Origin of the sequence: Paenibacillus radicis (ex Xue et al. 2023), from assembly GCF_024722015.1 — a bacterium.
Classification (GTDB): Bacteria; Bacillota; Bacilli; order Paenibacillales; family NBRC-103111; genus Paenibacillus_S.
The window spans coordinates 33,144-59,897 of the sequence record NZ_JANQBD010000035.1 but is presented as its reverse complement, the minus strand read 5'-3'; the positions used below and the strand labels follow the sequence as shown (position 1 = coordinate 59,897).

General features: G+C 46.9%; 23 protein-coding genes. 7 read left to right on the top strand and 16 right to left on the bottom strand.

The features are described from left to right. Nucleotides 1–10: 10 nt before the first annotated feature. The gene (locus NV381_RS33175) at nt 11–2,041 is read right to left on the bottom strand and encodes a sensor histidine kinase (RefSeq protein WP_258217595.1); all 2,031 of its coding nucleotides are present in this window, start codon (nt 2,039–2,041) and stop codon (nt 11–13) included. 225 nt (nt 2,042–2,266) lie between these two features. Here NV381_RS33175 and NV381_RS33170 point away from each other — a divergent pair, with 225 nt between their 5' ends. Continuing rightward, nucleotides 2,267–2,965 carry a response regulator transcription factor gene (locus NV381_RS33170; protein WP_258217594.1) on the top strand — a complete coding sequence of 233 codons (699 nt, stop codon included), beginning with the start codon at nt 2,267–2,269 and terminating at the stop codon, nt 2,963–2,965. Between the two features lie 97 nt (nt 2,966–3,062). Here the strand turns inward: NV381_RS33170 and rluF are convergent, their stop codons facing one another. Beyond that, a complete protein-coding gene (rluF, locus tag NV381_RS33165) occupies nt 3,063–3,764 on the bottom strand; it encodes a 23S rRNA pseudouridine(2604) synthase RluF (RefSeq protein ID WP_258217593.1) in 702 nt (233 codons plus the stop codon). A 278-nt stretch (nt 3,765–4,042) separates the two neighbouring features. Between rluF and NV381_RS33160 the strand changes: the two genes are divergently transcribed. Beyond that, a complete protein-coding gene (locus tag NV381_RS33160) occupies nt 4,043–4,504 on the top strand; it encodes a hypothetical protein (RefSeq protein WP_258217592.1) in 462 nt (153 codons plus the stop codon). Between the two features lie 135 nt (nt 4,505–4,639). Here the strand turns inward: NV381_RS33160 and NV381_RS33155 are convergent, their stop codons facing one another. Continuing rightward, nucleotides 4,640–5,488 (bottom strand): helix-turn-helix domain-containing protein, encoded by an 849-nt coding sequence (locus NV381_RS33155; RefSeq protein WP_258217591.1) that lies wholly within the window; start codon nt 5,486–5,488, stop codon nt 4,640–4,642. A 306-nt stretch (nt 5,489–5,794) separates the two neighbouring features. On the opposite strand from NV381_RS33155, the gene NV381_RS33150 reads away from it, so the two are divergent. Continuing rightward, entirely contained in the window at nt 5,795–7,294 is a 1,500-nt protein-coding gene (locus NV381_RS33150; protein WP_258217590.1) for a tagaturonate epimerase family protein, read from the top strand. Nucleotides 7,295–7,339: 45 nt separating this feature from the next. Then, nucleotides 7,340–8,752, top strand: coding sequence for a glucuronate isomerase (gene uxaC / locus NV381_RS33145; protein WP_258217589.1), 1,413 nt, complete (start codon nt 7,340–7,342; stop codon nt 8,750–8,752). Between the two features lie 98 nt (nt 8,753–8,850). Here the strand turns inward: uxaC and NV381_RS33140 are convergent, their stop codons facing one another. Both NV381_RS33140 and NV381_RS33135 read right to left on the bottom strand, forming a co-directional pair. Continuing rightward, a complete protein-coding gene (locus NV381_RS33140) occupies nt 8,851–9,351 on the bottom strand; it encodes a DinB family protein (protein ID WP_258217588.1) in 501 nt (166 codons plus the stop codon). A gap of 71 nt (nt 9,352–9,422) precedes the next feature. Beyond that, nucleotides 9,423–10,379: a helix-turn-helix transcriptional regulator gene (locus NV381_RS33135; protein WP_258217587.1), complete on the bottom strand. Its 957-nt coding sequence runs from the start codon at nt 10,377–10,379 to the stop codon at nt 9,423–9,425. Between the two features lie 290 nt (nt 10,380–10,669). Here NV381_RS33135 and NV381_RS33130 point away from each other — a divergent pair, with 290 nt between their 5' ends. Continuing rightward, the gene (locus NV381_RS33130) at nt 10,670–12,763 is read left to right on the top strand and encodes a transglycosylase domain-containing protein (protein WP_258217586.1); all 2,094 of its coding nucleotides are present in this window, start codon (nt 10,670–10,672) and stop codon (nt 12,761–12,763) included. A gap of 80 nt (nt 12,764–12,843) precedes the next feature. On the opposite strand, the gene NV381_RS33125 is transcribed toward NV381_RS33130, so the two are convergent. Both NV381_RS33125 and NV381_RS33120 read right to left on the bottom strand, forming a co-directional pair. Then, the gene (locus NV381_RS33125; RefSeq protein WP_258217585.1) at nt 12,844–13,902 is read right to left on the bottom strand and encodes a hypothetical protein; all 1,059 of its coding nucleotides are present in this window, start codon (nt 13,900–13,902) and stop codon (nt 12,844–12,846) included. A 70-nt stretch (nt 13,903–13,972) separates the two neighbouring features. Beyond that, nucleotides 13,973–14,512: a hypothetical protein gene (locus tag NV381_RS33120; RefSeq protein ID WP_258217584.1), complete on the bottom strand. Its 540-nt coding sequence runs from the start codon at nt 14,510–14,512 to the stop codon at nt 13,973–13,975. 200 nt (nt 14,513–14,712) lie between these two features. Here NV381_RS33120 and NV381_RS33115 point away from each other — a divergent pair, with 200 nt between their 5' ends. Continuing rightward, nucleotides 14,713–14,859, top strand: coding sequence for a hypothetical protein (locus tag NV381_RS33115; RefSeq protein ID WP_171650237.1), 147 nt, complete (start codon nt 14,713–14,715; stop codon nt 14,857–14,859). 97 nt (nt 14,860–14,956) lie between these two features. On the opposite strand, the gene NV381_RS33110 is transcribed toward NV381_RS33115, so the two are convergent. From NV381_RS33110 to NV381_RS33100, 3 genes are all read right to left on the bottom strand, one after another. Next, entirely contained in the window at nt 14,957–15,238 is a 282-nt protein-coding gene (locus tag NV381_RS33110; protein WP_258217583.1) for a hypothetical protein, read from the bottom strand. A 93-nt stretch (nt 15,239–15,331) separates the two neighbouring features. Further along, a complete protein-coding gene (locus tag NV381_RS33105) occupies nt 15,332–15,853 on the bottom strand; it encodes a DNA-deoxyinosine glycosylase (protein WP_258217582.1) in 522 nt (173 codons plus the stop codon). Nucleotides 15,854–15,876: 23 nt separating this feature from the next. Beyond that, complete coding sequence (locus tag NV381_RS33100; RefSeq protein WP_258217581.1) at nt 15,877–16,764, bottom strand: DMT family transporter; 888 nt, start codon at nt 16,762–16,764, stop codon at nt 15,877–15,879. A gap of 228 nt (nt 16,765–16,992) precedes the next feature. On the opposite strand from NV381_RS33100, the gene NV381_RS33095 reads away from it, so the two are divergent. Continuing rightward, nucleotides 16,993–17,214: a hypothetical protein gene (locus NV381_RS33095; RefSeq protein WP_258217580.1), complete on the top strand. Its 222-nt coding sequence runs from the start codon at nt 16,993–16,995 to the stop codon at nt 17,212–17,214. A gap of 125 nt (nt 17,215–17,339) precedes the next feature. Here the strand turns inward: NV381_RS33095 and NV381_RS33090 are convergent, their stop codons facing one another. The 6 genes from NV381_RS33090 to NV381_RS33065 all read right to left on the bottom strand — a co-directional run bounded on the left by NV381_RS33090 (nt 17,340) and on the right by NV381_RS33065 (nt 26,641). Continuing rightward, a complete protein-coding gene (locus tag NV381_RS33090; protein WP_258217579.1) occupies nt 17,340–18,158 on the bottom strand; it encodes an SDR family oxidoreductase in 819 nt (272 codons plus the stop codon). A gap of 25 nt (nt 18,159–18,183) precedes the next feature. Further along, the gene (locus NV381_RS33085; protein ID WP_258217578.1) at nt 18,184–19,413 is read right to left on the bottom strand and encodes a glucose-1-phosphate adenylyltransferase; all 1,230 of its coding nucleotides are present in this window, start codon (nt 19,411–19,413) and stop codon (nt 18,184–18,186) included. Nucleotides 19,414–19,563: 150 nt separating this feature from the next. Further along, entirely contained in the window at nt 19,564–20,139 is a 576-nt protein-coding gene (locus NV381_RS33080) for a DUF1003 domain-containing protein (protein ID WP_258217577.1), read from the bottom strand. Between the two features lie 64 nt (nt 20,140–20,203). Further along, entirely contained in the window at nt 20,204–21,952 is a 1,749-nt protein-coding gene (locus tag NV381_RS33075) for an alpha-glycosidase (protein WP_258217611.1), read from the bottom strand. A gap of 130 nt (nt 21,953–22,082) precedes the next feature. Further along, complete coding sequence (locus NV381_RS33070; protein WP_258217576.1) at nt 22,083–22,955, bottom strand: CheR family methyltransferase; 873 nt, start codon at nt 22,953–22,955, stop codon at nt 22,083–22,085. Between the two features lie 14 nt (nt 22,956–22,969). After that, a complete protein-coding gene (locus tag NV381_RS33065; RefSeq protein WP_258217575.1) occupies nt 22,970–26,641 on the bottom strand; it encodes a response regulator in 3,672 nt (1,223 codons plus the stop codon). Between the last annotated feature and the right edge of the window lie 113 nt (nt 26,642–26,754).

Here is a 26,754-nt window from a genome sequence, read left to right as displayed (position 1 = left end):
GCAATCCATATTACAATGGCGAGGGCGTGCGAAGAGGCAGCATAAAACTTATGCAGGCTCCACGTCCAATCTGGCTCTCCGCCCAAATATTGCCTCCATGATAATCAATGATTTCCTTAGCGATAGAGAGCCCTAAGCCGCTGCCTCCTTCGGAGGTGTTGCGGGATTTGCTTTTCTTATAGAAGCGATCGAAAATGAACGGCACATCCTCCGGCTCAATCCCGCTTCCGTTATCTCTAACCCTTACTACCAACGTGGGTCCATCCACTATAAACTGCAAATGTATCAAACCGCCTTGAGGAGTATGCTTGATGGCATTATAGATAATATTCGTCAACACCTGATCTATCCTGTCAATATCAATTCGTACAACACTAATACTACTTGCTAAAGGCATTGGTATATAAGCATTATGATTGAACCGAACCCCGGCATTTTTCACATCTACTTCATATCTATCGCCATAGTAAGCCACAAATTCTTCGATCGACATCTCCTGCATGTTGAAATCAAGCTGCCGCGCCTCAAGCTTCGAAAGCTGGAACAAATCGGCTATCAGCCTATTGAGCCCGTTTATACGGTTCAAAATAAGGCGCAAATATTTATTCTGCTGCTCCGGATCAGCAACAACGCCATCAATGAGCGCTTCCACATAACCCTGTATCAAAGTCATTGGCGTTCTCAGGTCATGAGAAATATTGCTTAGCAAATGTCGCCGGGATGTTTCGAGCCGCCCAAGGTCTGTGTTCATTTTCTCCAGAGTGGCATTAGAGTTTTCCAGCTCGGTCGTTCGCTCTTTGATTCTCTGCTCCAGGCCCATATTCAGCTCTTGAAGCTGAAGCGACAACGACTCTACAGCAGCAAACGCTTTAAATGATTTCATGCTGATGATAAAAGAAGTCATGAGAACTAAAAACAACAGTCCAAAGGTCGATACATCTCCTACATAAATCCATTGATTGTAATAGGCAATATCTACAATTATTGTGCAAGTATACACAGATAGACCGATAACCGCGAAGCTAACCCCGTCTCGCTTATTCATACATGCTTTTAAAAGACAGAACATGATATAAATGCATATGGACACTGTGATTAAATGATAGGTCTGCAGCGTCCATGTAAAGATTCGAGTAGGAAGCAAAATGACCCCCATCCCAAACAGGCTCCCGAACCACCCGGTAATGCGCACAACTCTCTTTCCCATTTCATCCGGGTACAAGGAATGAAAGAAACGAACACCAACAGGAATAGCTAAATAATAGCACAGGTACATGACTCGCACCCCCGTTTCCCAAGGAAGGTTCGGAAATAGCTGATAGATCGAGCCTTCCCCAACAAACAAAGCGCGCAGCCCGAGCAGCAGGCACAATGTACCGAAATAAAGCGAGCTTCGTTCATTAGTACGAATCAGAAATAAGCCAAATTGATAAAAACCCATAACGAACAAGCCGCCAACTAGCAATAGCTCGAATCCCATATCATTATTGTGATGAGTAGACAGCTTTTGAGCATCCCCGAGCTTCAGATCGCTCCATACCCCTCCTAACCGATGGTCAAAATTTGAAACCTGCAGCACAATGTTAAGTTCCGTATTTCCTGACTGCGGAAAATAAACTAATTGAGGCTTATACCCCGGCATCGAAGTCTCTGCATTCATGCCTACTTTCCCGGCTTCACCCAACATTTCTCCATTTACCCATACTTTAAAAGCCGTTAGTATCGCAGGTATCTCCATTGCAAGTACGCGAGAGGACGGATCAATCGATACTTTAAGAAGAAAGGTAGCGTAGCCACTTCCCGAAAGCATCCGATCCCCCATCCGATAAGCATTCCAATAATGCGGCATCCGCAGCCAATGCTTTGCTTCCCCACTAATAGGTTCAGTTAGAAGCGCCTGCTCCGGCTGAAGCAGATTGGACCAATAGAAACCCCACTCGCCATACAATACGGCGTTTCCATCTTTGTTGAAATCCCATCCGCGAAGATCGAGCTCGCCTCGTACCGCCTCTTTCCCTGCGTAGGGTTGTCTTTCTACCAATCCCAGTTGGGCACTGCAACCCGTTAATAAAAGGATAGCAAAAATAGCAGTAATCCATATATAATGAAAGTATAATCTGGAAATGGATACCACTTTCTTTCTTCAGAATGTTACCTATATTATTACATAGGCTCCCAAAAATATTCTTTCGTTAATCGTAGCATGATTATGCAAGGAGCACCCGGCAAGGCATCTGAGATCAGGGTAAAGGAGGATCATATCTAAGTGGCAAAAGAAAAAATTCTGATTGTTGATGACGAGCCGGAAATTGTCGAATTGATCCGGTTGTATTTAATAAAAGAAGGCTATGAAGTGCTGAGTACGGACAATGGTCCTAGCGCTTTTGAATATATGGAGCAGTTCACTCCGGATCTTGTCATTCTCGATATTCTACTTCCAGGGATGGATGGTATAGAAATTTGCCGACAGCTGCGTGAGACTTACAGCATTCCAATCCTGTTCCTTAGTTGTAAAAGCGAAGATACCGACATTATTCTCGGTCTGAGTATCGGCGGCGATGACTATGTAACCAAGCCCTTCAGCCCAAGCCAGCTTGTTGCCAGGGTTAAAGCACATCTGCGGCGCAAGCATCAGCTGGACCAGCAGAAAGAAGAGCTGGGGCAGCTGACGTTCCCTGGTCTCGAGATTGATTTATTAACGCGTAATGTGTGGGTAAAGGGAACCTTGATTCAACTTTCCTCCAAAGAATTCGATCTGCTCGCATTGCTTGCCAAAAAGCCGAGTCGCGTAGTGCCGATTCAGCATCTTTATAAGGAAGCATGGGGGGTGGACAGCAATGGCGATACCCGTACATTGCTTGTTCATATTAGTAATCTTCGCAAAAAGATAGAGAAGGATCCTGCAGATCCTCTCTATATCCAGACGGTTCGCGGGGTAGGCTATAAATTCAATAGCAGCCTTTGATTTAGTACTAATACAGTTGTTCTTAGTTTGCCGCTTTGATCTCAGAAGCTGCGCTTTATTATTAACTCACAGTTAATGGGGCTGCATAAGCAGCCCCTCACCTCCGGTTGTGTTCAATTCGCTGCAGCAGCTCATCCATCTCCTGCTTCGTTAAGTCACGCCATTTCCCGGTCGCCAGCCCTCCAAGCTGTATGTTCATAATACGCACCCGCTTTAACTGCCGCACCTCGTAGCCGAAAGCAGCACACATCCTGCGAATCTGGCGATTCAATCCTTGAGTGAGAATAATTCGAAACACCCGATCCCCCTGCTGGACAATTTGACAAGGGTTCGTCATTGTACCCAAGATGCGAACCCCCCCTGCCATCCCCTTAAGAAACATAGGGGTAATCGGCCGATCCACCATGACCACGTACTCCTTCTCGTGATCGTTCTCCGCCCTTAATATTTTATTAACGATATCACCGTCATTAGTCAGTAAAATAAGCCCCTCTGAGTCTTTATCCAAACGGCCAATCGGAAATATCCGTTCCGCATGCCCGACAAAATCAACGATATTCCCCTTCACATGGCTTTCCGTCGTACTTGTAATACCTACAGGTTTGTTTAAAGCAATATATACAGAAGGCTTCTTCTCGCTGACAGGACGTCCGTCTACAAGAACTTTATCCCCTTCCTCAACCTGACTCCCCAGTTCAGCTAGCCGGCCATTGATAGTTACCCGACCTGCTTCTACTAATTTATCCACCTCGCGGCGGGAACAAAAACCCGTTTCACTTATATATTTATTGATTCTCATAGTTTCGTCACTCCACTTATCCATATACTGCCTCTAGTATAACACGGCAAACGTTTCCAACAAAAACGGCCTAATAATCGAGGAGCAATGGAACCTGTATCTAATGAGGCAGCAAGCAGCATCTACTTAAGCTAGTGGGGTTCAGGGAGATGAACGTCAGAGTCCAAAAAGCTGCTAGTAGTTTCAAATCTAACCTATCGGGGTAATATTACATACCCATAATCACGGGGCTGTGCCTCTGGCATGCGCACACAACAATTATAAGGAGTGTGAAGGCAATGACACGCAAGAAGCAATCCCAGACCGTAACCCGCCCTTTTTCTCATGTTCATACAACATTGACAGCATTAGGATTTACTCAAACGACCGTTAAGAACGGTTCCAGTTACGAACTAACCTTTCGAGACCCTATGACCACGGGGCAATACACTTACTGTATTCCCACCCAAACAGCTGAAAACGGCCTGACTGATGTATATTTGCATGAAGCCTCCTTTAAGGATAAAGGTGATATCCCCTCCACAGCAACGGATATTGCTTCCAAGGTAGCAACTGAAATTAAGCAGTATTTATCCAGTCACGAGCCTAAACAGGCCAGCATTCCGATTGAGGTTGCTCAAAACGGACGTATGGCATCCAATAATACAGCGGAGCTGAAGCGGCTCGGTAAAGAGATGTCCAGCATGCCCACCAATTCTCAAGTCATGGAAAATGGAATGGTACCTGATCCGATTCAATAAAGCAACAGCCTGCTACGATATATAACCCCGGTGTATGCGATGAGCTTACTGGCCGGGGTTTCTCTATGTGCAGCTTGCGACACTTGGAAAAACAGTGTGCCACGCCTTGTATTCAGCTTTTCATACTTCCATCCACTAACGTTGATGCTTCCTGTATTCGTGAGGGGTCTGCTTACTGAGCTTTTTGAACATGCGGCCAAAATGAGCTATGTTCTCAAAGCCTACGGAATCGGCAATGTCGATAATTTTGCGTTCCGTCTCCCGCAGAAGCTTCTGAGCCTCGCGAATGCGCGTCATGTTAACGTACTCGATGAACGTAAAGCCGGTAATTTCCTTAAAGGTTCGGCTCATATAATAAGGGCTCATATAAAACTTCTCGGACATCCCTGACAAAGTCATAGGTTGATGGTACTGGCTGTTAATATACTGGACGATCTCGGATATTTTTTTATGCAAAGGGCTCGCATGCTCGAAAGGAACGGCATCATGACGTTCAGCGTAACGGCTAGAGAACAGCAGCAGCTCCACCAATAGAAGCTTGATGTAGGTTTCGAATCCGGTTGCTTCTTCCTTTAGCTCCTTGTTCAGCTTGCCGATTATGGTTTGAACGAAAATCTGGTCCTGAAGCTTCAAACTGAGCACATGAGCCGGCTGCTGGAAAACACCGAACAATGAAGAATGATACAACGGATGGTCCTTGCTTATAAAAGCATCGCTGAAATTGATAACGACTCTTTCATGACCCGGCTGTCCTACATCGGAAGTTTTATGCACATCATGACGGTTTATAAATACAAGATCCCCCGGTGATATTAAGTAGGATCGATCTTTAATAAAATAAGCACGCTGTCCGGATAATAAATAATAGATTTCATAGGTACCGTGAAAATGATTCGTCCTCTCGAATGGCTCCGTTCTCTTAATATGCTGCATATAAAAATCGCCTTCCTCCGACCCATAGGTTAGAGAGACTGTTTCGCTCATGATGATCCACCCGCTTTCCTTCCTTATTGGCCTCAAAACTCAATTGCACACGTGAACACTCCATGCTATGATGATGCTACGAGCACTCTCAACAAACAATAGATTACTCATTCTTTCTTATTCTGTATTGTAACAGAGAAGGAGGCGGTTTCATAGCAAGATATGCATGTAGATATCCAAAATGGACAAGATAAGCGAAGAAACTAATATGATTTTGCGTTATTATTTAAGTATTAAAATGTAGTTGACAGCTGGCACAGCTTTGCCTGTGTGACCGTTGCAACGTTGAGGGAGGCTTTTTTTAAAATGAGTAAATTTCAAGCTATTGCCGAGGCCATGAAACAAGGTAACGTAACGGGTATTGTTGCAACAGACAATGTAAAAGTGTATCCGCATTCATTCGAACAATCTGGTGATGTTCAACTTCTAATGATTAAAAGCGACAATACCAAATATATTCTTGCAACCGGCGAGGGTCCTTTGTTCGACGAGCTGCAAGGCGACAACGACGGCGGCGTTAAAGTATGCCCGCTAGTTACTGCGAACCGTTTGGTATTGAACAAATATTTCGACTACACCGTGCCTCGCGCATTCGGTACCCAAGTTGCAACTATCGGTCTTGGCGACCGTCTGGGCATCGCTTCTTCAGGACATATTAAAACCGTAGCAGGCAAAAACATTCATCCGATTTTGGCGCAGCAAAGTATCCGTGAAATTACGCTGACCAAACGCGATTACAATGATGTACTGAACGGTGCCGTATTTGCCGTGTTCCAAGAAGGCTACAAAGACGGCTTTGGCGCCGACGGCGACCACTTGAAGGTTGAAGCGGACATCAAAATGTCTCTGGACCTTGGCTTCACAATGATCACTCTGGACTGCTCTGAAAATATCGACAACAGCGTAGAAAACATCTCTGCAGCCGAGCGCGAAGCTAAGTACAACCTGCTGCCTGAAGCAACCCGCAATCATTACGAGTCCCGTTACTTGAACCAAACGTTCGAGGTTGCAGGAAACTCCATTACTTTCAGCAAAGAGAACCTGGTCGAAATCGTACTGGTATACGGTGCAGCGGTCGACTTTATGGAGCATATCTTTGTTACTTATATCAAAAACCTTGGCCGCGACGTAGACTTTGAAATTTCTATCGACGAAACTCCATCCCCAACAGCTCCTGAGGCTCATTTCTTGATCGCTAAGGAATTGTACAGCCGCGGAGTAACGGTATACAGCATGGCACCAAGATTTATCGGCGAGTTCCAAAAAGGAATCGACTACATCGGCGACATCGCACAATTCGAGAAAGAAATGGTTATCCATGCCGGTCTTGCTGACGACTTCGGATACAAGCTGAGCATTCACTCCGGCAGCGACAAATTCAGCGTATTCCCGATCATCGGTAAATACACCAAAGGTCGTTTCCACGTAAAAACGGCTGGAACGAACTGGCTGGAAGCAGTAAGAACGGTTGCCAAAGTGAAGCCTGACCTGTACCGCAGAATGCACCAATACGCTTTGGAGCATTTTAATGAAGCAGCTGCTTACTACCATGTTACAACTGATTTGAGCAAAATTGCTCCATTGGATCAAGTGAAGGATGCTGACTTGTCCAGCGCTTATATGGATGAAGATAATGCACGTCAATTGATTCATATTACTTACGGTATTTTGCTGCAAGCTAAGGATGCACAAGGCAACTCATTGTTTGCAGATGAATTCTTCCGCACCTTGAGCGAAGAAGAGGAAGCTTATGAGCAATCATTAATTTCCCATATCGGTAAACACATCCAATTGCTGGGCAAATAATACCCGCTGCAAAACAATAATTCTAATGGGTGGTGCACACATATTATGAAAAAGTTTTTGGATGAAAACTTCCTTCTATCTAATGAAACGGCTGTCCGTTTATATCATGATTTTGCTAAAGAAATGCCGATTATCGATTACCATTGTCACTTAAGCCCTCAAGAAATTTATGAGAATAAAACCTTCAAAAATATTACCGAGGCTTGGCTGTACGGCGACCATTACAAATGGAGAGCTATGCGCGCTAACGGTGCGGAAGAAAAGTATGTAACCGGCGGCGAAGGCGCAACCGACTACGACCGCTTCCTCGAATGGTGCAAAACCGTTCCAGAAACAATCGGTAATGCTCTTTATCACTGGTCACACCTTGAGCTTCAGCGCTTTTTCGACGTATACGATATCATTAATGAGAAAAACGCTCCTGCCATCTGGGAAAAAGTTAATGCTCAATTGAGCGGTGAAGGCTTTGGCGCGCGTGATTTGATCAAAAAATCCGATGTTCGCGTTATCTGCACTACCGATGATCCTACGGATTCATTGGAATATCACATCAAAATCAAAGAATTGCCTGATTTCGATGTAGACGTTCTGCCATCCTTCCGTCCTGACAAAGGGCTTGAAATCAATCGTGCAACTTACTTGCCATGGATTGAAAAGCTGGGTGAAGTTTACGGATCAGCTATTAGCGATTACGATCAGCTTCTTGCAGCTCTTGAGTCCCGCATTCGTTTCTTCGACTCGGTTGGCGGCAAGGTTTCTGACCATGCGCTTGACTACGTAGCTTACGCGGATACAACGAAAGAAGAAGCAGCAGCTATTTTCGCTAAAGCTCTTCAAGGCAATGGAGTAAGTCTCGAAGAAGAAATGAAATACAAAACATACACGTTAGTATTCATGGGCAAGCTGTACGCTGAGCTAGGCTGGGGAATGCAGTTCCACATCAATGCTCACCGGAACAATAACACCCGTATGTTTAACAAAATCGGCCCTGATACCGGATTCGATTCCATCAATGACAATTCGGTTGCTTATCCGATTGTTAAATTGCTGGATGCGTTGGATTCAGAAGACAAGCTTCCAAAAACGATCCTGTATTCCTTGAATCCTAAGGATCACTACGTATTAGGCTCCATCATCGGCAGCTTCCAAGGCGGCGGTATCCCTGGAAAAATCCAATTGGGCGCAGCATGGTGGTTCCTGGATACTATCGACGGTATGCTTGAGCAAATGAAAGCATTGGCTAACCTGGGCTTATTGAGCCGGTTCGTAGGAATGCTGACAGACTCCAGAAGCTTCCTGTCTTACACTAGACATGAATACTTCAGAAGATTGTTATGCGATATGATCGGACAATGGGTTGAAAATGGCGAAGCTCCTGACGATATGGAGACACTTGGCCGCATGATCCAAAACATTTCGTTCAACAATGCAAACCAATACTTCAATTTCAATAAATAAGTTAGATAGGTTCAAACAAAAAGAACAGATTAAGGCCCATACAGGGTCTTGATCTGTTCTTTTTGTTTAAACCACTTTGATTGAGTGGGCGCCGCTCATTACACCATAGGCTGCAAGCCGCGCTCGATCCAATCCTCGCGAGTGGGTCCATAAACATCAGGCACGCGCAGACCTGCTTGACGCATCAACACCGTCATCTGACCGCGATGGTGGATTTCATGCTGGATAAAAATGTGCAACGTCAAGCCGTTTGGCCATTCCTCACCATACATATTGGTCATTTTGTTCAAGTCCCCGTCTGTCCATTGTGTTTGGATGGCAGCAATCATTGCCTGTCCGGCACGACGGTAAGCCTCAGCGATAGCAGCTGCAGAAGCTGGGGCATGCTCATCTTCAGCTACAGGATCGAAGGTAAGTCCGGTGCGTGACAGCATCTCATGAACCGTTATCACCAGATGCCACGCCAGTTGACCTAATTTTCGGTGATTGGGAGCAATTTCTTGACCTAAAGATGCATCGGTTAAAGCATCCATGACACGTTGAGTAGCTGCGGACTCCATAGACCAGCTTGCCACAAAGGATTGCACGGTTGTAAACATGTTTGATAGCCTCCTCAGTAATGGTGGATTCACTTACATATCTACATAATAATCCAGCAACCCTGACAGCATTATGTCAAGATTGGTTCATACATCTGTACAATTTTTTGGGCTTCCGCCAAAACAGCCTGCCTTACCGAAGCCGGCTCCACTATTCTCAGATCAGCTCCATAACTAAGCAGCATGCCGTACAACCAGGGCTCCTCCGGCTGAACGGAAGTAACGCGCAGCATCCCATCCGGCATCGTAACGATCTGCTCAGGCTTGAAATAATCTTGAATCCGCGCTTTCATCCTGGGCTGGATTAACAGCACTAACTGGACATGATCCCGATCCTTATGCCGACTCCAGCGGTAATCCAACTGCTCCAGCGTATGCTGCTTTCTCTGGAAAATATCTGAAGTGACCGTTAATTGCCCAATCCGTGACAGACGGAAAATCCGGTAGTCCTCCCTAAGCTTGCAAAAACCATATAAATACCAAACGTAACCTTTCAGCACAACGCCCATCGGCTCGCAAAATCTCTCGGAATCATCTCCCATTGAGCTCGTGTAGGAGAAGCGTATGATTCTCATCTGACCAATCGCATCTCGGAGTACCGCCAGCTTCTCTTTGTCGGCTTCTCCTCCCTGCCAAGGATTCAGGTCAATCATCAGCTGTTGGCTCATCTCATTCATCGCGCTATGTTCAGAACGAGCTACCAATGCTCCCACCTTATCCATCAGGGTTCCTATATCCCGGTCCTCTAGTGTAGTACGTACGCCCTTAAGCGCTATAATAATCGACTGCAGCTCCTCCATAGACAGGAATTGCCGTTCCAGTCGGTACTGGTCCATGATCTCATAACCTCCCGTGGCTCCGGCAAAGGAGACAATCGGAATTCCCGCTTGATTCAAGCTCTCCAAATCACGATAAACCGTTCGCAGAGAGATCTCAAAGCGTTCTGCGAGCTCTCCCGCGCTAACTCTTTTGCGATTGAGCAGCAGCATAGTAATTGCCAACAAACGATCAACCTTCAACGATCTCACTCCCTCGATTCCTTTTTCCGATACGGTACTATTCGTTTTGAGTCTAATGTTTACCTTGTTTCAAGCCGGAAAGATTGTTTTTTCTAAGAGATGCAGCTTGAAAAACGTCCTGACCTACGAATAAATTAGCATACCTGAATTTCATCAGCAAGAGAACAATGGAGTTTGTACAGGGGGTGCAGTTGATGCAAGACAACGATAATACAACTAGAGAGGGCATAATAAACGATGATAGAGATAGAGTCTACAGAGACGGATCTTACTCGGATAAAGCGCGGGAACAGATGGACATGATCACGAAAAACAAAACTGGAAGCAGCAAGGATATGCCTGCCAAACGAGTCAGTTGGTTCAGAAGAATGAATCGCAAGCGCACATGGCTGTGGCTTGGCGGTACGCTGGTTCTCACCAGCTTGCTCTTGGCTGGAGGAGGCGCAATTTGGGTTCGCGGGCTGGACATCAGCAAGCTTGAGCATCCATTGCCTGAGCCGACGCTTATTATGGACCGCAGCGGGAAGGCAGCTTCCCAATTGTCATCGTCGCGAATCATTCCAGTGCCGCTAGAGCAAATTCCGCTTGAGCTGCGCAATGCCGTAATCGCTGTGGAGGACCAGCGCTTCTATGAGCATGCCGGGATTGATCTATGGTCAATCGGACGGGCATTGGTACGGGATCTGCGATCAGGGTCACTGCAGCAAGGAGGCAGTACGCTGACCCAGCAGCTGGCCAAAAATATGTTCCTGCAGTCAGACAAAACAATCAGCAGAAAGCTGAAGGAGGCTGGCTACGCTCTTAAAATCAACATGACATACAGTAAAGATGAAATTCTGGAGTTATATTTAAACAGCATTTATTTTGGAGAAGGCCGGTGGGGCGTGGAGGGCGCCGCCCAAGAATATTTTGCCAAGCCCGTGCAGCAGCTTAAGCTTGAGGAATCGGCATTGCTCGCTGCGCTGCCCAAGGCGCCTACAGCCTATTCGCCGGCAAAAAACAAGGAGAAGGCATTGGAGCGGCGCAATTTGGTGCTGACGCTAATGAAGGACCAGCAGTTCATCAGCGATGCCTCTTATAAGCAGGCTTCCGCTATGCCGATCACCCTTAAACAAAATAATCAAGAATCGCTCAAAGGCAAATATCCCTCCTACGTAGATTATGTTATAGAGGAAGCTGCGGCGCTGTACGGTTTTACTGAGGAACAAGTACTAACATCCGGCTTACGGATATACACAGACCTAGATCCGCTGGTACAGCAGACACTGCAGGAAACCTATGCTAACGACAGTTTGTTTCCGGAGAGTAAGCCCGACCAGTTGATGCAGAGCGGCGCGGTGATACTGGACCACCGCACAGGGGGTATCCGCGCGATGGTTGGCACGCGCGGACCGCAGGTATACCGCGGCTTCAACCATGCGACCCAGCTGCGCCGCCAGCCGGGGTCCTCATTCAAGCCGCTCGCGGTGTACGGCCCGGCGCTTGAGCGCGGCTACACCTCCAGCTCCCCGCTATATGACGGGGAGCTCAATATCGCGGGCTACCAGCCCAGGGACTGGGATGGTCGAACCCGCGGAGAGGTCACGCTGCAGGAGGCCATCCTCCGCTCGTGGAACATCCCCGCCGTCTGGCTGCTTAACGAAATCGGCCTCGACACAGGCCTCGATTTCGTACGCAGGGCGGGGATTCCGCTCACGCCGGCCGACCGCAGCTTGAGCATTGCCCTCGGCGGCTTGTCCGAGGGCGTGTCTCCCCTGCAGATGGCGCAGGCCTACGGCGCCATCGCGAACCTTGGCGTGATGCAGCAGGCACACGCCATCGTCAAGGTCACGACCAAGGAGGGACTCCCCTTGGTCGAGGCCCAGGCGAAGCCGGCGGCCGTGACGCGGCCGGCGGTCGCCTACGACCTGACTTTACTGCTGCAGGAGGCAGTAAAGTCAGGTACGGGTCAGGCCGCCGCAATTGGGCGGCCAGCAGCGGGCAAGACGGGCACGACGCAGCTGCCCGTTACGAAGGAGTTCGCCGATATTGGCGGCAACGGCTCCAAGGACGCCTGGTTCGTCGGCTTCACACCCGAGCTAACCGCAGCCATATGGCTCGGCTATGACCAGACCGACCGGAATCATTACCTTACCACCTCCGGTGGAGCAGTACCGGCATCACTCTTCCGGGAGATTATGAGCCGGGCTCTAAGCGGCACTCCCGCTGTCCCGTTCCCTATTCCGCCTGATTATCAGCCGAAGCTTCAGCAGCCTCCTTCTTCTGATATTCAGCAAGACAAGGGCCGCAGCAATCCGCAATCACCTGCCTTCAAGAAGGATGAGCCCAAGTACAAGCAGGACTCAGATCACAATCCCCCCAAGGGAAAAGGCAAAAAAAAGAACGACGACTAACACAAACAACCCGCTGAAGCAGGCTCTGCATGCCTACTTCTTAGCGGGTTGTTTGTTCTTACATCCGATTCATTATCCCCTTAATCATTCTCCCTGTTCTTGCTTCTATCTTTATCTTTACCTTTTTCTTTTTCTTTGTCTTTGTCTTTTTCTTTGTCTTTAACTTTTTCTGTATCCTTGCCTTTATCCTTACTGCTGCCCTCGTGCTCGTCTTTCTCGTAGCCTTTCACTTTGTTTGAGGAAGAAGCGCTATTCCCGGCTTGGCGCCACTCTACAATATCCAGCTTCCACTCCGGCTTCGTATCCGACACATGGAATTCCCCGGCAATTCTTTGCTTCAAGGCTTGCTCGAATGCTTGCCGCTGCGTAGGAAGTCCCTTTAACAGCATTCCAATGAAAGCGTCCGCGGAAGCACCCGTCAAATGGATGACTGCGTTTTCCTTGGTTTGTACATACAGCTCCGTGTTTTTCCCTGGTGCAGACGAGTCCAGCTTTATCTGCAGCTTAAGATCACGGCTTTTCCATTCCAGCGAGAGCTTCTCGATGGGCCCGGCTCCAAGCTGGGATACAGATGGTTTTTGCGATTGTGATGCCACACCTGCCGGTCCTTTGGGCTTGTCGGATCCTTGTGCAGCTGCCCCACTCGCTCCCGAATCTGTAGACTGAGCTGGCAGCTGAGGGCCAGCCGCTTTCCCTTCCACGGCTGGGTCGACTGCCGCTAAGCCTTCATCGCTTACCGTTGCTGCTGTGATTGGCACTGAAGCGGAAGACTGAGCTTCACCCGGCGCCCTGCCTCCTTCCGTCTGTGCTGCTGCAGTCTGCGGACTGGAAGCTTTGATATACGCCGCTTGCTCCTTGCTGTTAAGAATAAGGTCCAGCGTATCTCCTGGCAGCAGTTCAGCCAGCGTTGATTTATGCATATTTCGGTATACCCATGCGGTTGCAGACAATGTATACGCGGTTTCTTTTCCGTCAACCGTTACGACGAGCTTCTTTGCCCCATCCTCTAACCGAACAAAGCTGCCCTTGGTTTCCTTCGATATTTCGGCTGAAGCCGAACTGTCACTAAAGCCCATAACTCCATAAGCTACCAATCCAACAAACAAGCAGCTGATTATGATCCACGTCGTCTTTTTCATATATGGCCCCCTCCTCTAACACTTGCCGGGCCCTATATAATTCGAAGCTTCCATTTATTTTGAGGGCGCATTACTCAACGGCATCCCATCTGTGTACATAAGCCTCCAGCTTAGGATGTAAAGCTGCCGACGGAGACAGCTTCATATCAATGAATAGCCGAAGCTTTTTGATCCACTCTTCAAAAGAATCAAAAGCCGCTATCGTGTTCGCCATATCCACCGTCACATAAACAAAATGAGGCCCCTTATACTTCTCCGCCAAGAATCGAAATGCTGTATCCATGGGCGTATATTTTTTGCGTCTACCCTCCCAGAGGTCAATATGCGTATTTATTAACGGATCAGCCTCATCCAGCAGCTCTTCCAGCCTGTCTGCTCTGCGGTAATAGGGTTCAGCCCCCTTCTCTCCCATCCGTCTCAATGTCTCTTCATGCAAAGGATAGAATACAATCTTCACCATCGACCTTTGTTCCGCCAGTCCTACAACCCGTAGAAGCTGCTGCATGCCATAGTCACGAAAACTGTCGTATACCCACAGGCTGCCGCGCGCCTCCTCTCGTTCATTGTCAGGCACATACCCGAAAGGCACACTGCTAACTTGTCTCGCCATCTCTTACATCCCCTGCCCCTTTTTGAATTAGTATACCATCCTCCCTCCTATTGATTCCAAATAAAAGGAATAATTCCGCATCCATTAGGCAAGCTTAATCATGGGATCCATGCCGCTTTTTCTAGAAAGCAATCATGTCCCGTGGATCAACCGTTATTCAATAATATAATCCCATAGGGGAACAAAGGAGCTTAAAACGCATGTCTGAGAACAAAAAACACCAAGGCAACTACGAGGGAACGGCATCCATGGAAGCCGAAAATCAGGATATGGAGTTTGTCAACGATACAGTAGAAGGCACGAAAAATACCAAAAACTTAAATGGCGCCATTACTAAAGAAGAATAGTTAGAAGCAGCTGAGAAAAATATCGACAAGCGGTAACCAACACGCCAGTACTGCTGCATCAACGGAAGTTGAGGGCAATGCGGAAGTAATTGTTCCTCTATCGCCTGAAAAGTCCAAAAAACAGAGTGATAAAGGAACAGCCCGTTCCGTTATCACTCTGTTTTTGTGCATAAATGCCCGAGTCGGCCAACATAACGGAATTTCCACTTCCGCTATCGCCCCAGATTGGAGGCGGCAGATGGAATAACGGAACTCTCCGTTCCGTACAAAGTTCTCCATGCGGTTCCCAAGCTTCGATCATCCGCGTCCAGGCGGTAACCGGATGAATAATGTTTTGGCTGCCTGAGGTTTTCTCCTGTGGAGAAGCCTTTTTTTGCACATATCTCAGGCCTCTTTACTGCAGGAATACAGCAAATAAACCATCCTCACCTACTCATGGTCATGTAGATTGGGGATGGTTCATCTTGTTGTTCTAATTATCAGCAAGCTCACACCAGATGGCCAGCTTGGCGTCCAACGTCATCGTTCTAGCTGGACTCGAAGAAGGAAATGTACGATAGCGCAGCTCCTTGCCCAGACCTATTTCCTGAAGCCCAGGCAAAACACGCTTGCGATATAGCTGTTCCGCTGCCTGACCATTGAAAAATACCCTCTCCACGGCCGGATAGTCACGAAAAAATGCTGCAAAATCATTTTCCTCAGGCTCTCGAATATCCGCGTCTAAACTGCCTTCTCTCACGCATGTCCCCAGCACATCCCACAGTGCAATCTTGTGTTTCAATACAAAGGCCAAACGTTCGCCATATTGGTCATTTGGCGAGGCTCCGCCTCCGTATAGCTTGTATATCAACGGCCAGAAATGATTGCGGGGATGTCCGTAATATTCCTGCTTGCTCAAAGACAACGCCCCTGGCATCGATCCCAGCACAAGCGTTTTACAAGCTTCGTTCACGACTGGGGGCAGCCCTTGCAGACGAACTTCTTTGTCGGTCATTCCAATCCCTCCTAATATCCGGGCTAAGCCTGAGTCGATGATTTTCGCAGCTTCGCATGCTTTAAGGGCCAGTTGAGGAGCAGTAATCCGCCGATGAATAGTGCCGCTCCGCTTATAATGTATATCGAGATCGGTTCACGGAAGAACAGGTAGGACCATAGAATCGAAAACAGCACACTGCTGTTCCCGACCAGAATAAGTACGGCAAAGCTCACCCTTTTCATAGCCTTGGCATACCAATTGAAGCTAAGCCCGGTAATCAATCCCAATAAAACTAATGCTCCTAAACCCCATAGACTGAACGGGCCGGTTGCATGGGCTTGGAAAGGCAGCGGCAAAGCCATGAGCAGAGAGCACCAGAAAAAGACCGAGAAATTCATGTTTTCAGAGTCCATCGACTGAATCAATACTTTTTGACTGAGGACGTGGAAGGACGTCCCTACAGCGGAAAGGACAAATAATAAGGTGGTGAAGCCACTGCCTGACACTATTTGACCAACCGGTTGACCGTTCCAGCTAATAAACAACACTCCGATTATACAGATGGCAGCAGCGGCCCAACCCCGTTTGGAAACATGCTCCTTAAAATAAAAGGCGGAGAGCAGCAGTAAAATAACCGTTTGGATCGGACCGATTAGTATATTCCCATACGAATACCCGCTCGACAAAGCGAGGTTCTCAAAATAATAATTGCAGCACTTACCCAGCGCTCCAATCCAAATCCATTTGTGATTCAGACGAATCCGCAGCTTCTTATCTCTCCAAAAAAGCAAAAGGCCCAAAAAAACAATGCCCAGCGAAAACCGGGCAAATGTAATCGTAGCGCTATCAACCATTATTCCTGCTGTTTTGACTAGTATCCCTACAAAGCTCCATGATAAAATGGCAAGAAAAAGTAGAAAGTATCCCATGCTGTTAGTTACTCCTCATTAAGCGGCAAAGCCCGTCAGCTTGAATGGCCTTTTTTAAGTGCGCTAATCTCAATATCTTCTTACATATTAGTTCAAAATCCGCTATAAAACGATATTTTTATTGTATCACAGCTTATTAAGTAACTATATTAAAAAAAGTGATCCAAGCGGCAGCTTTTTACGTAATCACTCATAAATGGGTTTTACGTTTCACAAGGAGGAAGTTATATGAATGAGTACTACATTGTTTATAAGAAAAAAATACTTCACGGGCCAATGAGCAAAGAAGGAGCAATCAAAAAGCTCTTTGAGATGAGTTCTACTCTTAAAGGTCTCCGTGTCCGCTCTTTTTACGGCAAAAAGGATATGCCTTCCACGGAAGAAACCGCCGAAGAACAGGAAACAAGCCCGGCTTCGTTTGCAGAAAATGACCATGAGGGTATGCCTTAGCTACCTTATTCTTCAAGATAAACGGCAGTTCTACCTCTCCATGATGAGAAAAAGTCCCTAACGCATGCAATCCATAAGATTGTATACATTAGGGACTTTATAATTTATATAATGCCAATTTGAAGCTATCCTCGCAGGAGCGATTCCGCACCGTCAATATAAATTTCAGTACCGGAGATATGAGACGATTCATTAGAAGCGAGGAACAGCGCCAAATCAGCTACTTGCTCTGCCGATCCGGGATTTCGTTCCAGCGGATGATCCCCTTCCGGAAACTCAACGGCAATACGGATTTCATCCACCTCAGGCATGAAATGAGTATTATCACCAATACGGGTATGGATGGCCCCCGGGCAAATGGCGTTGACGCGTATTCGGTATCGAGCCAGCTCCAGGGCAGCCATCTTCATAAAAGCAACCTGCGCCGCTTTGGTTGTGCTGTAGGTACTGAAGCCGAAATTGGAAAATACGCGGTTTCCATTAATGGAGCTGGTTATAATTATGCTCCCTCCCTGCTTCTTGAGATAAGGAATCGCATATTTAACCGTCAGGAAGGTTCCCTTCAAATTAATGTCTACCGTCTGTTCCCAATCTTGCACACTCATGTGCTCAATGGCATTCAGAACGCCATTGATACCGGCGTTAGCAAACACAATATCCAGCCGCCCGTAATGCTGCACAGCCCTATCCATTGCATGCTGCATTTCCTCCGGACGCGATATATCGGCATTGATGGCATAGGCTTCGCCGCCCGCAAGCGTGATTTCCTCTTGAACCTCTTTGACGGAATCCAGTCCCCGGTCCAGGACGCAAACCTTAGCTCCATGCCTGGCATACAGCAGTGCCGATGCTTTCCCTATACCGGAGCCTCCTCCAGTTACAAGGGCTACTTTGCCTTGCAGCCGCTGCTGAATCTGTTCCTTAGTCGCTTCTCCTTCTCCCATATCCAGAACCTCCCTTAACAGCTAGCTAATTGCTGTAACCGTGCAGCATAGCCCATTGCTGACGGGAATCATAGGACGCATGGAGCGAATTCGCGTTCTCCGCCTCGGAAGAATCCATATATGGGCGATGCGCCACTAAAGCATTCGGAGCAACAACGGCGATTTCATCTTCATGGCCTTCGATAACTGCACCGTCTTCAATAACCGCACCTTCTCCAATTATGGCATGAGAGATGGTTACACCACGACCTACTAATACGTTGGGCATCAGCACACTGTCGTGAATCTGGCTTCCTGCACCTATCCTCACACCGGCGAATAGTACGGTACGGTATAAGCTGCCATGGATTTCGCTGCTGCGATGTGCCAAGGACTCCACAATATCCTTTTGCGGAAATACGGAGAGCAATCCGTCAGCATGCTGCGAGCGACTATAGGTTGGCCAGACCATCGGCTGAAGATCTACTGCCTGTCCACCAAGTAAATCCATATGGGCTTCCCACAAGCTTTTAACTGTACCTACATCACGCCAGTACCCTTCGAATTCATAAGCATAAAGCTTTCCTTGAAGCTGCAGCATTCGGGGGATTAGATCCTTGCCAAAATCATGACTGGAACGAGGATTCCGGGCATCCTCTATAAGCTGTTCCCGTAAATAGGACCAACGAAATATATAAATACCCATCGAAGCAAGGTTGCTGGTTGTTTTGGTTGGTTTTTCCTTGAATTCAGTGATCCGCAAAGTTTCATCAGTATTCATAATACCAAAACGGTGAGTCTCCGCCCAAGGAACCTCCATAACAGAAAGCGTTGCATCCGCTTCATGCTGTTTATGAGCCTCCAAGATAGAGCGGTAGTCCATTGAATAAATATGATCACCGGATAAAATTAATACATGCTCAGGATTATGTTGATCGATAAAATTAATATTTTTATAGATCGCATCCGCTGTGCCGGTATAACAATTCGTACCTGTAGTCAGAGGCGATAATAAGGATACCCCTTCCTGCTTCTCCCTATTGAGTCCCCAAGGCTCACCACTGCCGATATGTCGGTGCAGCGATTCTGACTCATATTGGGTCAAAACTCCAACAGTTTGAATACCCGAATTAGCGCAATTACTTAAAGGAAAATCTATAATACGGTATTGGCCGCCGAAAGGTACGGCGGGCTTTGCCAGTTTTTTAGTAAACGGGGATAATCTTCGACCTTCTCCACCAGCCAGAAGCATGGCAATACAATCCTTTTTTGTCATTTAGAATCTGCCTCCCATTGTCCGTTTGTATGGTTTTATTAAACGTACAAGCCCGATTTTGAAACATTTTCCTTTTCCCGGATGGCAGTTCCTACCATTGATTACATCTTCAAGAGGCGCAATATAATTGGTTAATTATTGCTCATTTCTTTAAAAATTACCGGATTGCTTGCAGTCCCCTTGTTTTTCTGGTTCGAGTCTGCCCACCAATTTGTCTAAATGCCGCTCAATACGGTCCAGTCGTTTTTGAATATCAATGTTTTCTTTCTCAGCCTGATAATTGATAGCGAAGCTTAATACGGATTCCTGCTTGTCTCGAGCTGCCTGCCGATTCTGACTCATCAAAATAACAGGGGCTTGAAAGGCGGATAAAGTCGACAAAAATAAATTAAGTAAAATAAACGGAGGATCATCGAATCTTAGAGGAATAACAACCAAATTCCAAATCATCCAAAGGGCCAAGAACACAGAAAAATAAACGATAAATGCCCAACTGCCGCCAAAGCAAGCAATTTGATCAGCCAGACGTTCTGACCACTTGCTTCGTTTTTCCTGCTGCTCAATTAAATGTGTCTTAATGCGCCCTTTATAGTCATTAACCATATCAGTGACGCGTTTTAACTGTTCAGCATTAAGCGGTTGTACATTCTCGCTCTCCAGCTCATCTACGAGCTTCTCCTGAAAGTCATGCTTGTCCTGCTCCTCGCTCAATGATTTCTCTAACATTAACATCCCTCCTTATTCAAAAGGTTATCCGGCTTTTCTTTTACAAATCAATCCGATTAAGGACTTAGTCCAAGCTGCGCCGCAAAATACGGTAGCCGAACCCCTCCAACTCAATATTCATCATGCCGTCCACGGGACGGACTTCCTCACCGGTTAGCGCATCGCACCAATCTTCTGTGTCCATCGGGTGAGACAGCAGTGTTGCTTCCTCCGTATTGTTCATCCATACCGTAAAATGCTCCCCACTGCCTATCCGCTCATAAATGATCCTTTGATCGCCGCGGTCCGCCTTCAGAAACCGGAAAGCTCCATTTACCAAAACCTCGTTCCCGCGGCGCAGCCCAATTAGCAGTTTATAGAAATCATAAAGCTCACGGTCCTGTTTCTCGGGATCCCATTCCATGCATTTGCGGCAATCCGGGTCATTGTCTCCAGTAAGTCCTATTTCATCCCCATAAAAGATACAAGGTGTACCCATATATGTAAGCAGAAAGACAACGCACAGCTTTAACCGACGTTTATCCTCTGCTACTCGGGACATCACCCTGGGGGTATCATGGCTGCATAGTAAATTAAAGATGACCTCATTCGTTTGCTGGGGATACCGCATTAAGAGCCCTCCCATACTGTTCGCAAACGTAAAGCCGTCCATACTGGATTGTGAGAAAAATTCCAATAATTTATTGGAGAAAGGATAATTCATGACGGAGTCAAATTGGTCGCCCAGCACCCATTTCAAAGAATCATTCCATACTTCTCCTACAATATAGGCATCCGGGTTAGCCGCTTTAACCACCTTGCGGAAATTCCTCCAAAAATGGTGATCAACCTCATTAGCTACATCCAGTCTCCATCCGTCAATACCCATTTCCTTAATCCAAAATTCGGCTACATCCAGCAAATAATGCTTTACCTTCGGATTGGCCGTATTCAGCTTAGGCATGTTGCCGAAAAAGCCAAACGTGTCATAGTTGGGAAGGCCTTCCTTAACCTCTAGAGGATAGCTGTCTATATGAAACCAATCCGCATATTTAGATTTTTCCCCATGCTTCAGCACATCTTGAAATGGCGGGAACTGCTCGCTGCAATGATTGAACACCGCATCCAGCATTACACGAATATTTTTACTATGGCAAGCATCGACCAGCCTACGCAACAGCTCGTTGTCACCGAAGGATGGATCAACCTTTTTATAGTCGACAGTATCGTACTTATGGTTGGAAGGCGCGTCAAACACTGGGGTTAAATAAATGGCATTGATACCAAGATCGGTCAAATAATCCAATTTATCTATGATCCCTTGCAAATCGCCCCCAAATGAGTTTTCCCAAGTTGGCTGCTCGCCCCAAGGAGCTGTGCCTTCAGGATCATTGGAGGGATCTCCGTTGCAGAATCGGTCAGGGAATATTTGATAAAAAACAGCGGATTTAGCCCATTCGGGTACCATATTCAAATCTATCTCATGAATATAGGGGAAGTCATAATAACCCCCTGCCGGGAATGGGCGGTCATGAGCAATATCGTTCTCGGTCATCCAAACGGTTTCCGAGCCGGCTCTCAACCGAAAGCAGTAGGAGACACGCCCATATTCCGGTTTGACCGGGACTTCCCAATAATCAAACATTCCGTCCGCAGCGGTTTTTACCATCGGGTACTCTGAATATGTACGCTCCCAGTCGTATTTGTCTCCCGTTTCCACCACTACCTCTTCCACATCATCCCGTTTTGTTCTAAATCTCAAATGGATCGTTTCTTTATCATACGCATACGCCCAATTGCTTTGAGCTACGTGGTAAAAGCATTCCAGCAGCATAACTCCGCCTCCCATCCGTCTTAACATGACATTAACCAGCTTAGGATTATATCCAAACATAGGAAATAACAACAAAGACCCTCATTACCCTTGAAAATAAAGGGCTTGAAGGTCTTTGTTCGGGCATATTTTATTTAATCTTTCTGTACAGTCTTTCGGTTTCGCTTATTTGCTCGTAGTACTGCTCGAAGCCACTGAACCGAATCGTCTCACGTTCTCCGATAGCAAGAACTCCGAATTGGGCTAGGCTTTCATGGAACAGGCTGTGAACCCGCTTCTGCAAATTTCGATTGAAATAAATCATCACATTCCGGCAAAAGATAACATGAAATTCATTGAAGGATTGATCTGTTACCAGATTATGCCCGGCAAAAATAACTTGCTCCAGAAGTGAAGGATTAAAAGTTATTTTATTGCCATCCCCTGAGCTAACCGTATAATAATCGGAGAATGAGGCTTTACCGCCTGACATCATATAGTTGTTTGTGTATTGCTGCATGCTGCCGATCAATACTCTGCCTGACTGCGCCTGCTCCAATGCCTCTTGGTCGATATCCGTCGCATATATCCGTGTCTTTTCGTACAACCCTTCCTCTTGAAGCAAAATGGCCATAGAGAGCACTTCCTCTCCAGTGGAGCAGCCGGCATGCCATATCCGGATAGACGGATACGTATGAAGATAGGGCACTACTTTGGTTCGGAATTTCTTGAACAAGGATGGTGTTCTAAACATCTCGGTAACATTAATCGTCAAGTTGCGCAGCAGCAGTTCCATCGAATCCGGATCATGGAGTACCCGTTCCAGCAGCGCGGTTATAGTGGATAAACCCTGCTGTTTCGTAGCATGCGTGATTCGCCTGCATATGGAATCATAAGCATAGTCTCGGAAATCATTGCCATACATTCGATAAATGCCTTCCAGCAGCAGCTCGATCTCAATTTTTTGCCTCTCTTCATCAATCAGGTCCTTAGCGCTATGCAGATCGCTTAAGAAATCGGACACAGCCTTCACCCCCGTTACTTATATAACCAAACCTTTAACAGTGAAAGCAGCTTGTCCGTATTAATAGGTTTGCTGATGTAATCGGATGCTCCTGCGTCCATGCACTTTTGCCGGTCCTCTTTCATAGCTTTGGCTGTTAATGCAATAATAGGCAGCTGCTTGTACTCAGGATTGCTGCGTATATGCTTCATGGCTTCGTAGCCGTCCATTTCAGGCATCATAATATCCATCAGCATTAAATCAATATCCGGATGCATCTCCAATACTTTCAAAGCTTCGCGCCCGTTCTCGGCATAGGTCACCTTTAAATTGTGCTGCTCAAGCACATTGGTCAGTGCAAATACGTTCCGAATATCATCCTCGACCAGCATAATATGCTTTCCTTCGAACACATCCTCACCATTTTGCAGGTTTTTCAGCAGCATTCGCCGATCCTCAGGCAATTGCGCCTCTACACGGTGAAGATATAAAGTAATTTCCGCGTATAACCGCTCTTGCGATTTTACATTTTTGACGATAATGCTCTCTGCATACTTACGGAGCTCACGCTCTTGATTCGAATCAAGATCTTTACCGGTAAAAATAATGATCGGCAGAGTGTGCAAATTGTCTATATTGCGTATCTGGTCCAACAGCTCGAATCCGGACATATCAGCCAATTCCAGATCTAATACCATACAGTCAAAATGTCCTGCATTTAACTCGTGGAGCGCCTCTTTCCCATAGCCGACAGCCGTAATATCTACATCGTCATGTTTAATCAGCTCAACCAGGCTCTTACGCAGCGGAATGTTATCCTCCACTATCAGCAGCCGCTTGGGAGTCCGGTTCAGAATATCCTCAACCTTCTCGAATGCCTCCACCAGCATTTCTTTGCTGATTGGCTTTTTCAAATAGGCCATTGCTCCGGAAACCAAACTTTGCTGCGGCTCGTCTGCAACGGAAAGCACGTGAACCGGAATGTGCCGGGTATCCGGGTTTTGTTTAAGCAGATCCAACACCGTCCAGCCGTCCATAACCGGCAAATGAATATCAAGCATGATCATGTCAGGCTTGTAGGCATAGGCTAATGCCAGCCCTTTATCCCCCTGAGTAGCGACTAACCCCTTAAATCCGCGAGAACGTGCCATATCAAGAATGAACTGGGCAAAAGAAACGTCGTCCTCCACAATCAGCATCAATCTATCACCATTCCCGATACTATCCCGATCATCCTTCACCTCTCCTGGTGTAAGCAGCTTAGGATCGGATAAAACCAACTGCGGTATAATAATTTCGCTTATATGCGGGACTCCTGAGCCTATACCCGCCACTGCCGGCTCTGCCGCTGCAGCAATTTCGTCCATCATGTTAGGAATAAACTCATCGGGCGCAGTAATTGCAGGCATATAAAGCGTGAAGGTACTGCCTTGTCCTTCCTGGCTTTCCACATCTATCTCTGCACCCAGAATCTGAGCCAATTCACGGCTGATTGTAAGTCCCAAGCCGGTCCCTCCATATTTGCGGCTGGTCGTGCCGTCAACCTGCTGGAAGGCTTCAAAGATCATAGCTCGTTTATCTTCCGGAATCCCTATGCCTGAATCCGTAACAGCGAATGCAATAGCTGCTTGCTTGCCCCCGCCGAGTTTATGGGAGAACGCATATTCCGTCGAATAAATTCGCAGAACAATCTGGCCCTTTTCCGTGAATTTAAAAGCATTTGACAAGAAGTTCTTAAGAATCTGCATAAGCCTGTGGCTATCTGTATAAAAGAAGGAAGGAACCTCCGGCTCCGCCTCAATCCTGAACTGCAGGGCTCTCTTGGCGGCAACCGGCTGGAAGCTGCGGCGCATTTGCTCGCTTATTTCCTCGATTACGGTAATATCTACGTTCAAATCCAGCTTTCCGGCTTCCACCTTGGATAAATCAAGAATTTCGTCAATCAGGCGCAGCAGGTCACCGCCGGATGCATGGATTGTGTTTGCGAATTCAACCTGCTCGCTGCTAAGATTACCGTCTTTATTTTCCCCCAGAAACTGTGACAAGATCAGCATGCTGTTCAGAGGAGTTCTGAGCTCATGAGACATATTGGCCAAAAACTCGGATTTATATTGAGACATGGCTGACAGTTCCTCCGTTTGCTTCTGGAGGGCCTCCCTCTGCCGTTCGATTTCGGAATTCACTTCCTCCGTAAAGCGCACCTGAGCCTCCAGCTGATACGAACGCTTGGACAGCTCTACGTTTACCTTCTCCAAATCTTCTTGCTGCCGCTGCAGCCTTTCTTCCGATTTTTTCAAGGAGTCATTAGAAGCCTTCATCTCTTCTTGCTGGCTTAATAATTCTTCAGATTGAGCTTGCAGCTCCTCCGACTGTGTCTGAAGCTCCTCGGTGAACGCTTGGGATTCGGCCAGCAGCCGATCGATTTCCATACGTCCCAGCACACTATTGACAGCAATGCCGAATGAGCAGCGAATTTGCCGCAGCAGCTCTTGATGAAGCTCATTGAAAGGCTGCAGGGAAGCCAGTTCAACAACAGCCTCCACCTTGCCCTCATATTCAATTGGGGTAATAAGAATATTTTTCGGAGCAGCATGCCCCAAACTAGAAGAAATACGAATGTACGAGTCCGGAATATCCTGCAGCAGAAACATTCTGTTCTCCAGCGCAGCTTGTCCCACAAGCCCTTCACCCATCCGAAGGCCTGGTTTGCCTATAGTTTCGCCACCATCCCCCGCATAGGAAGCAATCTTTGTAAGACGCTGAAATTCGCCCCTTCCAGTCCTAAGGTAGAAGGCTCCATAGGATGCGTCAAGGATGGAAGCCAGCTTCCCGATGAACAAGGAGCCGAGCTCCGTAATATTGTTCACGCCTTGGTTCATAGACGCGACCTCAGCAATGCCCGTCTTTAACCAATCCTGCTTCCGAACGCTTTCCAGCAGCGTGTTAGCGGCATCGGCAAGCTCCCGGACTTCATCGTTCGTCTTCACCTCGATAAAGGTGTTCAAATCGCCTTCCGAAGACGCAATTTTCTGGAGAGCTGAGACCACCTGCTTAATCGTATGGACAATGGAGCGGGAAACCAACGTTCCCCCCATAACAGACAGGATAACAGCCAGCAGCGCAAGTAAGTACATGGTGGTTTGAAGCTCCGTGTTATTGGCTTCCAGATCAGCGACACGAGCTGTGGTCAGCTCCTTCTCCACGCTGCGGAAGGTATTCCATTGGTTGCGCATGAGATCCATGTATTTCTTACCTGGGTCTGTCTTATAATACTGCAATATTTCTACCATTTTGTTCTCATTGCGCAAGGGAATGATCTTATCTCCGGACGCAGCTATCCATGTCTCGATGTTGGTTTTAATTGCTTCCAGAGCTTTGAGCTGGGCCCGATTATCAGTAAGCAGCTTATATAGCTCGTTGTAGCTCTGCAGCCACTTGCTTTTCCCATCATTATAAGGCTCCAAATACTGGGACTCTCCGGTAATGATATAGCCTCGCTGTCCGGTTTCCATATCCAGCACATGCTTTTCAATTTGATTCGATAAAGTGTGTACGGCAAGGTCATGATCAGTAATGAAGCTAACTTCTTTTTGCAGCGCGTATATACGGTCCATAAGAAAAAAAATAGACATACCCATACATAAAATAACTAGAAAATAGCCTAATGCGATTTTGGAACCGATGTTCCATTTCCTGTTCTTTAGCATCCTGCATCTCCTCTAACTATGTAGTCCAATAATACCCATCCTACAATTATAGCATAGCTGCAAAAACACAGAAACCAATAAATTTCCATTATTTTCATAATTTACTTCGATCA

Coding starts and splice junctions, on each gene's coding strand:
- rluF (WP_258217593.1), bottom strand. CDS start 3,764: ATGAGAATCAATAAATATATAAGTGAAACGGGTTTTTGTTCCCGCCGC.
- NV381_RS33160 (WP_258217592.1), top strand. CDS start 4,043: ATGACACGCAAGAAGCAATCCCAGACCGTAACCCGCCCTTTTTCTCAT.
- NV381_RS33155 (WP_258217591.1), bottom strand. CDS start 5,488: ATGAGCGAAACAGTCTCTCTAACCTATGGGTCGGAGGAAGGCGATTTT.
- NV381_RS33150 (WP_258217590.1), top strand. CDS start 5,795: ATGAGTAAATTTCAAGCTATTGCCGAGGCCATGAAACAAGGTAACGTA.
- uxaC (WP_258217589.1), top strand. CDS start 7,340: ATGAAAAAGTTTTTGGATGAAAACTTCCTTCTATCTAATGAAACGGCT.
- NV381_RS33140 (WP_258217588.1), bottom strand. CDS start 9,351: ATGTTTACAACCGTGCAATCCTTTGTGGCAAGCTGGTCTATGGAGTCC.
- NV381_RS33130 (WP_258217586.1), top strand. CDS start 10,670: ATGATCACGAAAAACAAAACTGGAAGCAGCAAGGATATGCCTGCCAAA.
- NV381_RS33125 (WP_258217585.1), bottom strand. CDS start 13,902: ATGAAAAAGACGACGTGGATCATAATCAGCTGCTTGTTTGTTGGATTG.
- NV381_RS33120 (WP_258217584.1), bottom strand. CDS start 14,512: ATGGCGAGACAAGTTAGCAGTGTGCCTTTCGGGTATGTGCCTGACAAT.
- NV381_RS33115 (WP_171650237.1), top strand. CDS start 14,713: ATGTCTGAGAACAAAAAACACCAAGGCAACTACGAGGGAACGGCATCC.
- NV381_RS33105 (WP_258217582.1), bottom strand. CDS start 15,853: ATGACCGACAAAGAAGTTCGTCTGCAAGGGCTGCCCCCAGTCGTGAAC.
- NV381_RS33100 (WP_258217581.1), bottom strand. CDS start 16,764: ATGGGATACTTTCTACTTTTTCTTGCCATTTTATCATGGAGCTTTGTA.
- NV381_RS33095 (WP_258217580.1), top strand. CDS start 16,993: ATGAATGAGTACTACATTGTTTATAAGAAAAAAATACTTCACGGGCCA.
- NV381_RS33090 (WP_258217579.1), bottom strand. CDS start 18,158: ATGGGAGAAGGAGAAGCGACTAAGGAACAGATTCAGCAGCGGCTGCAA.
- NV381_RS33085 (WP_258217578.1), bottom strand. CDS start 19,413: ATGACAAAAAAGGATTGTATTGCCATGCTTCTGGCTGGTGGAGAAGGT.
- NV381_RS33080 (WP_258217577.1), bottom strand. CDS start 20,139: ATGTTAGAGAAATCATTGAGCGAGGAGCAGGACAAGCATGACTTTCAG.
- NV381_RS33075 (WP_258217611.1), bottom strand. CDS start 21,952: ATGCTGCTGGAATGCTTTTACCACGTAGCTCAAAGCAATTGGGCGTAT.
- NV381_RS33065 (WP_258217575.1), bottom strand. CDS start 26,641: ATGCTAAAGAACAGGAAATGGAACATCGGTTCCAAAATCGCATTAGGC.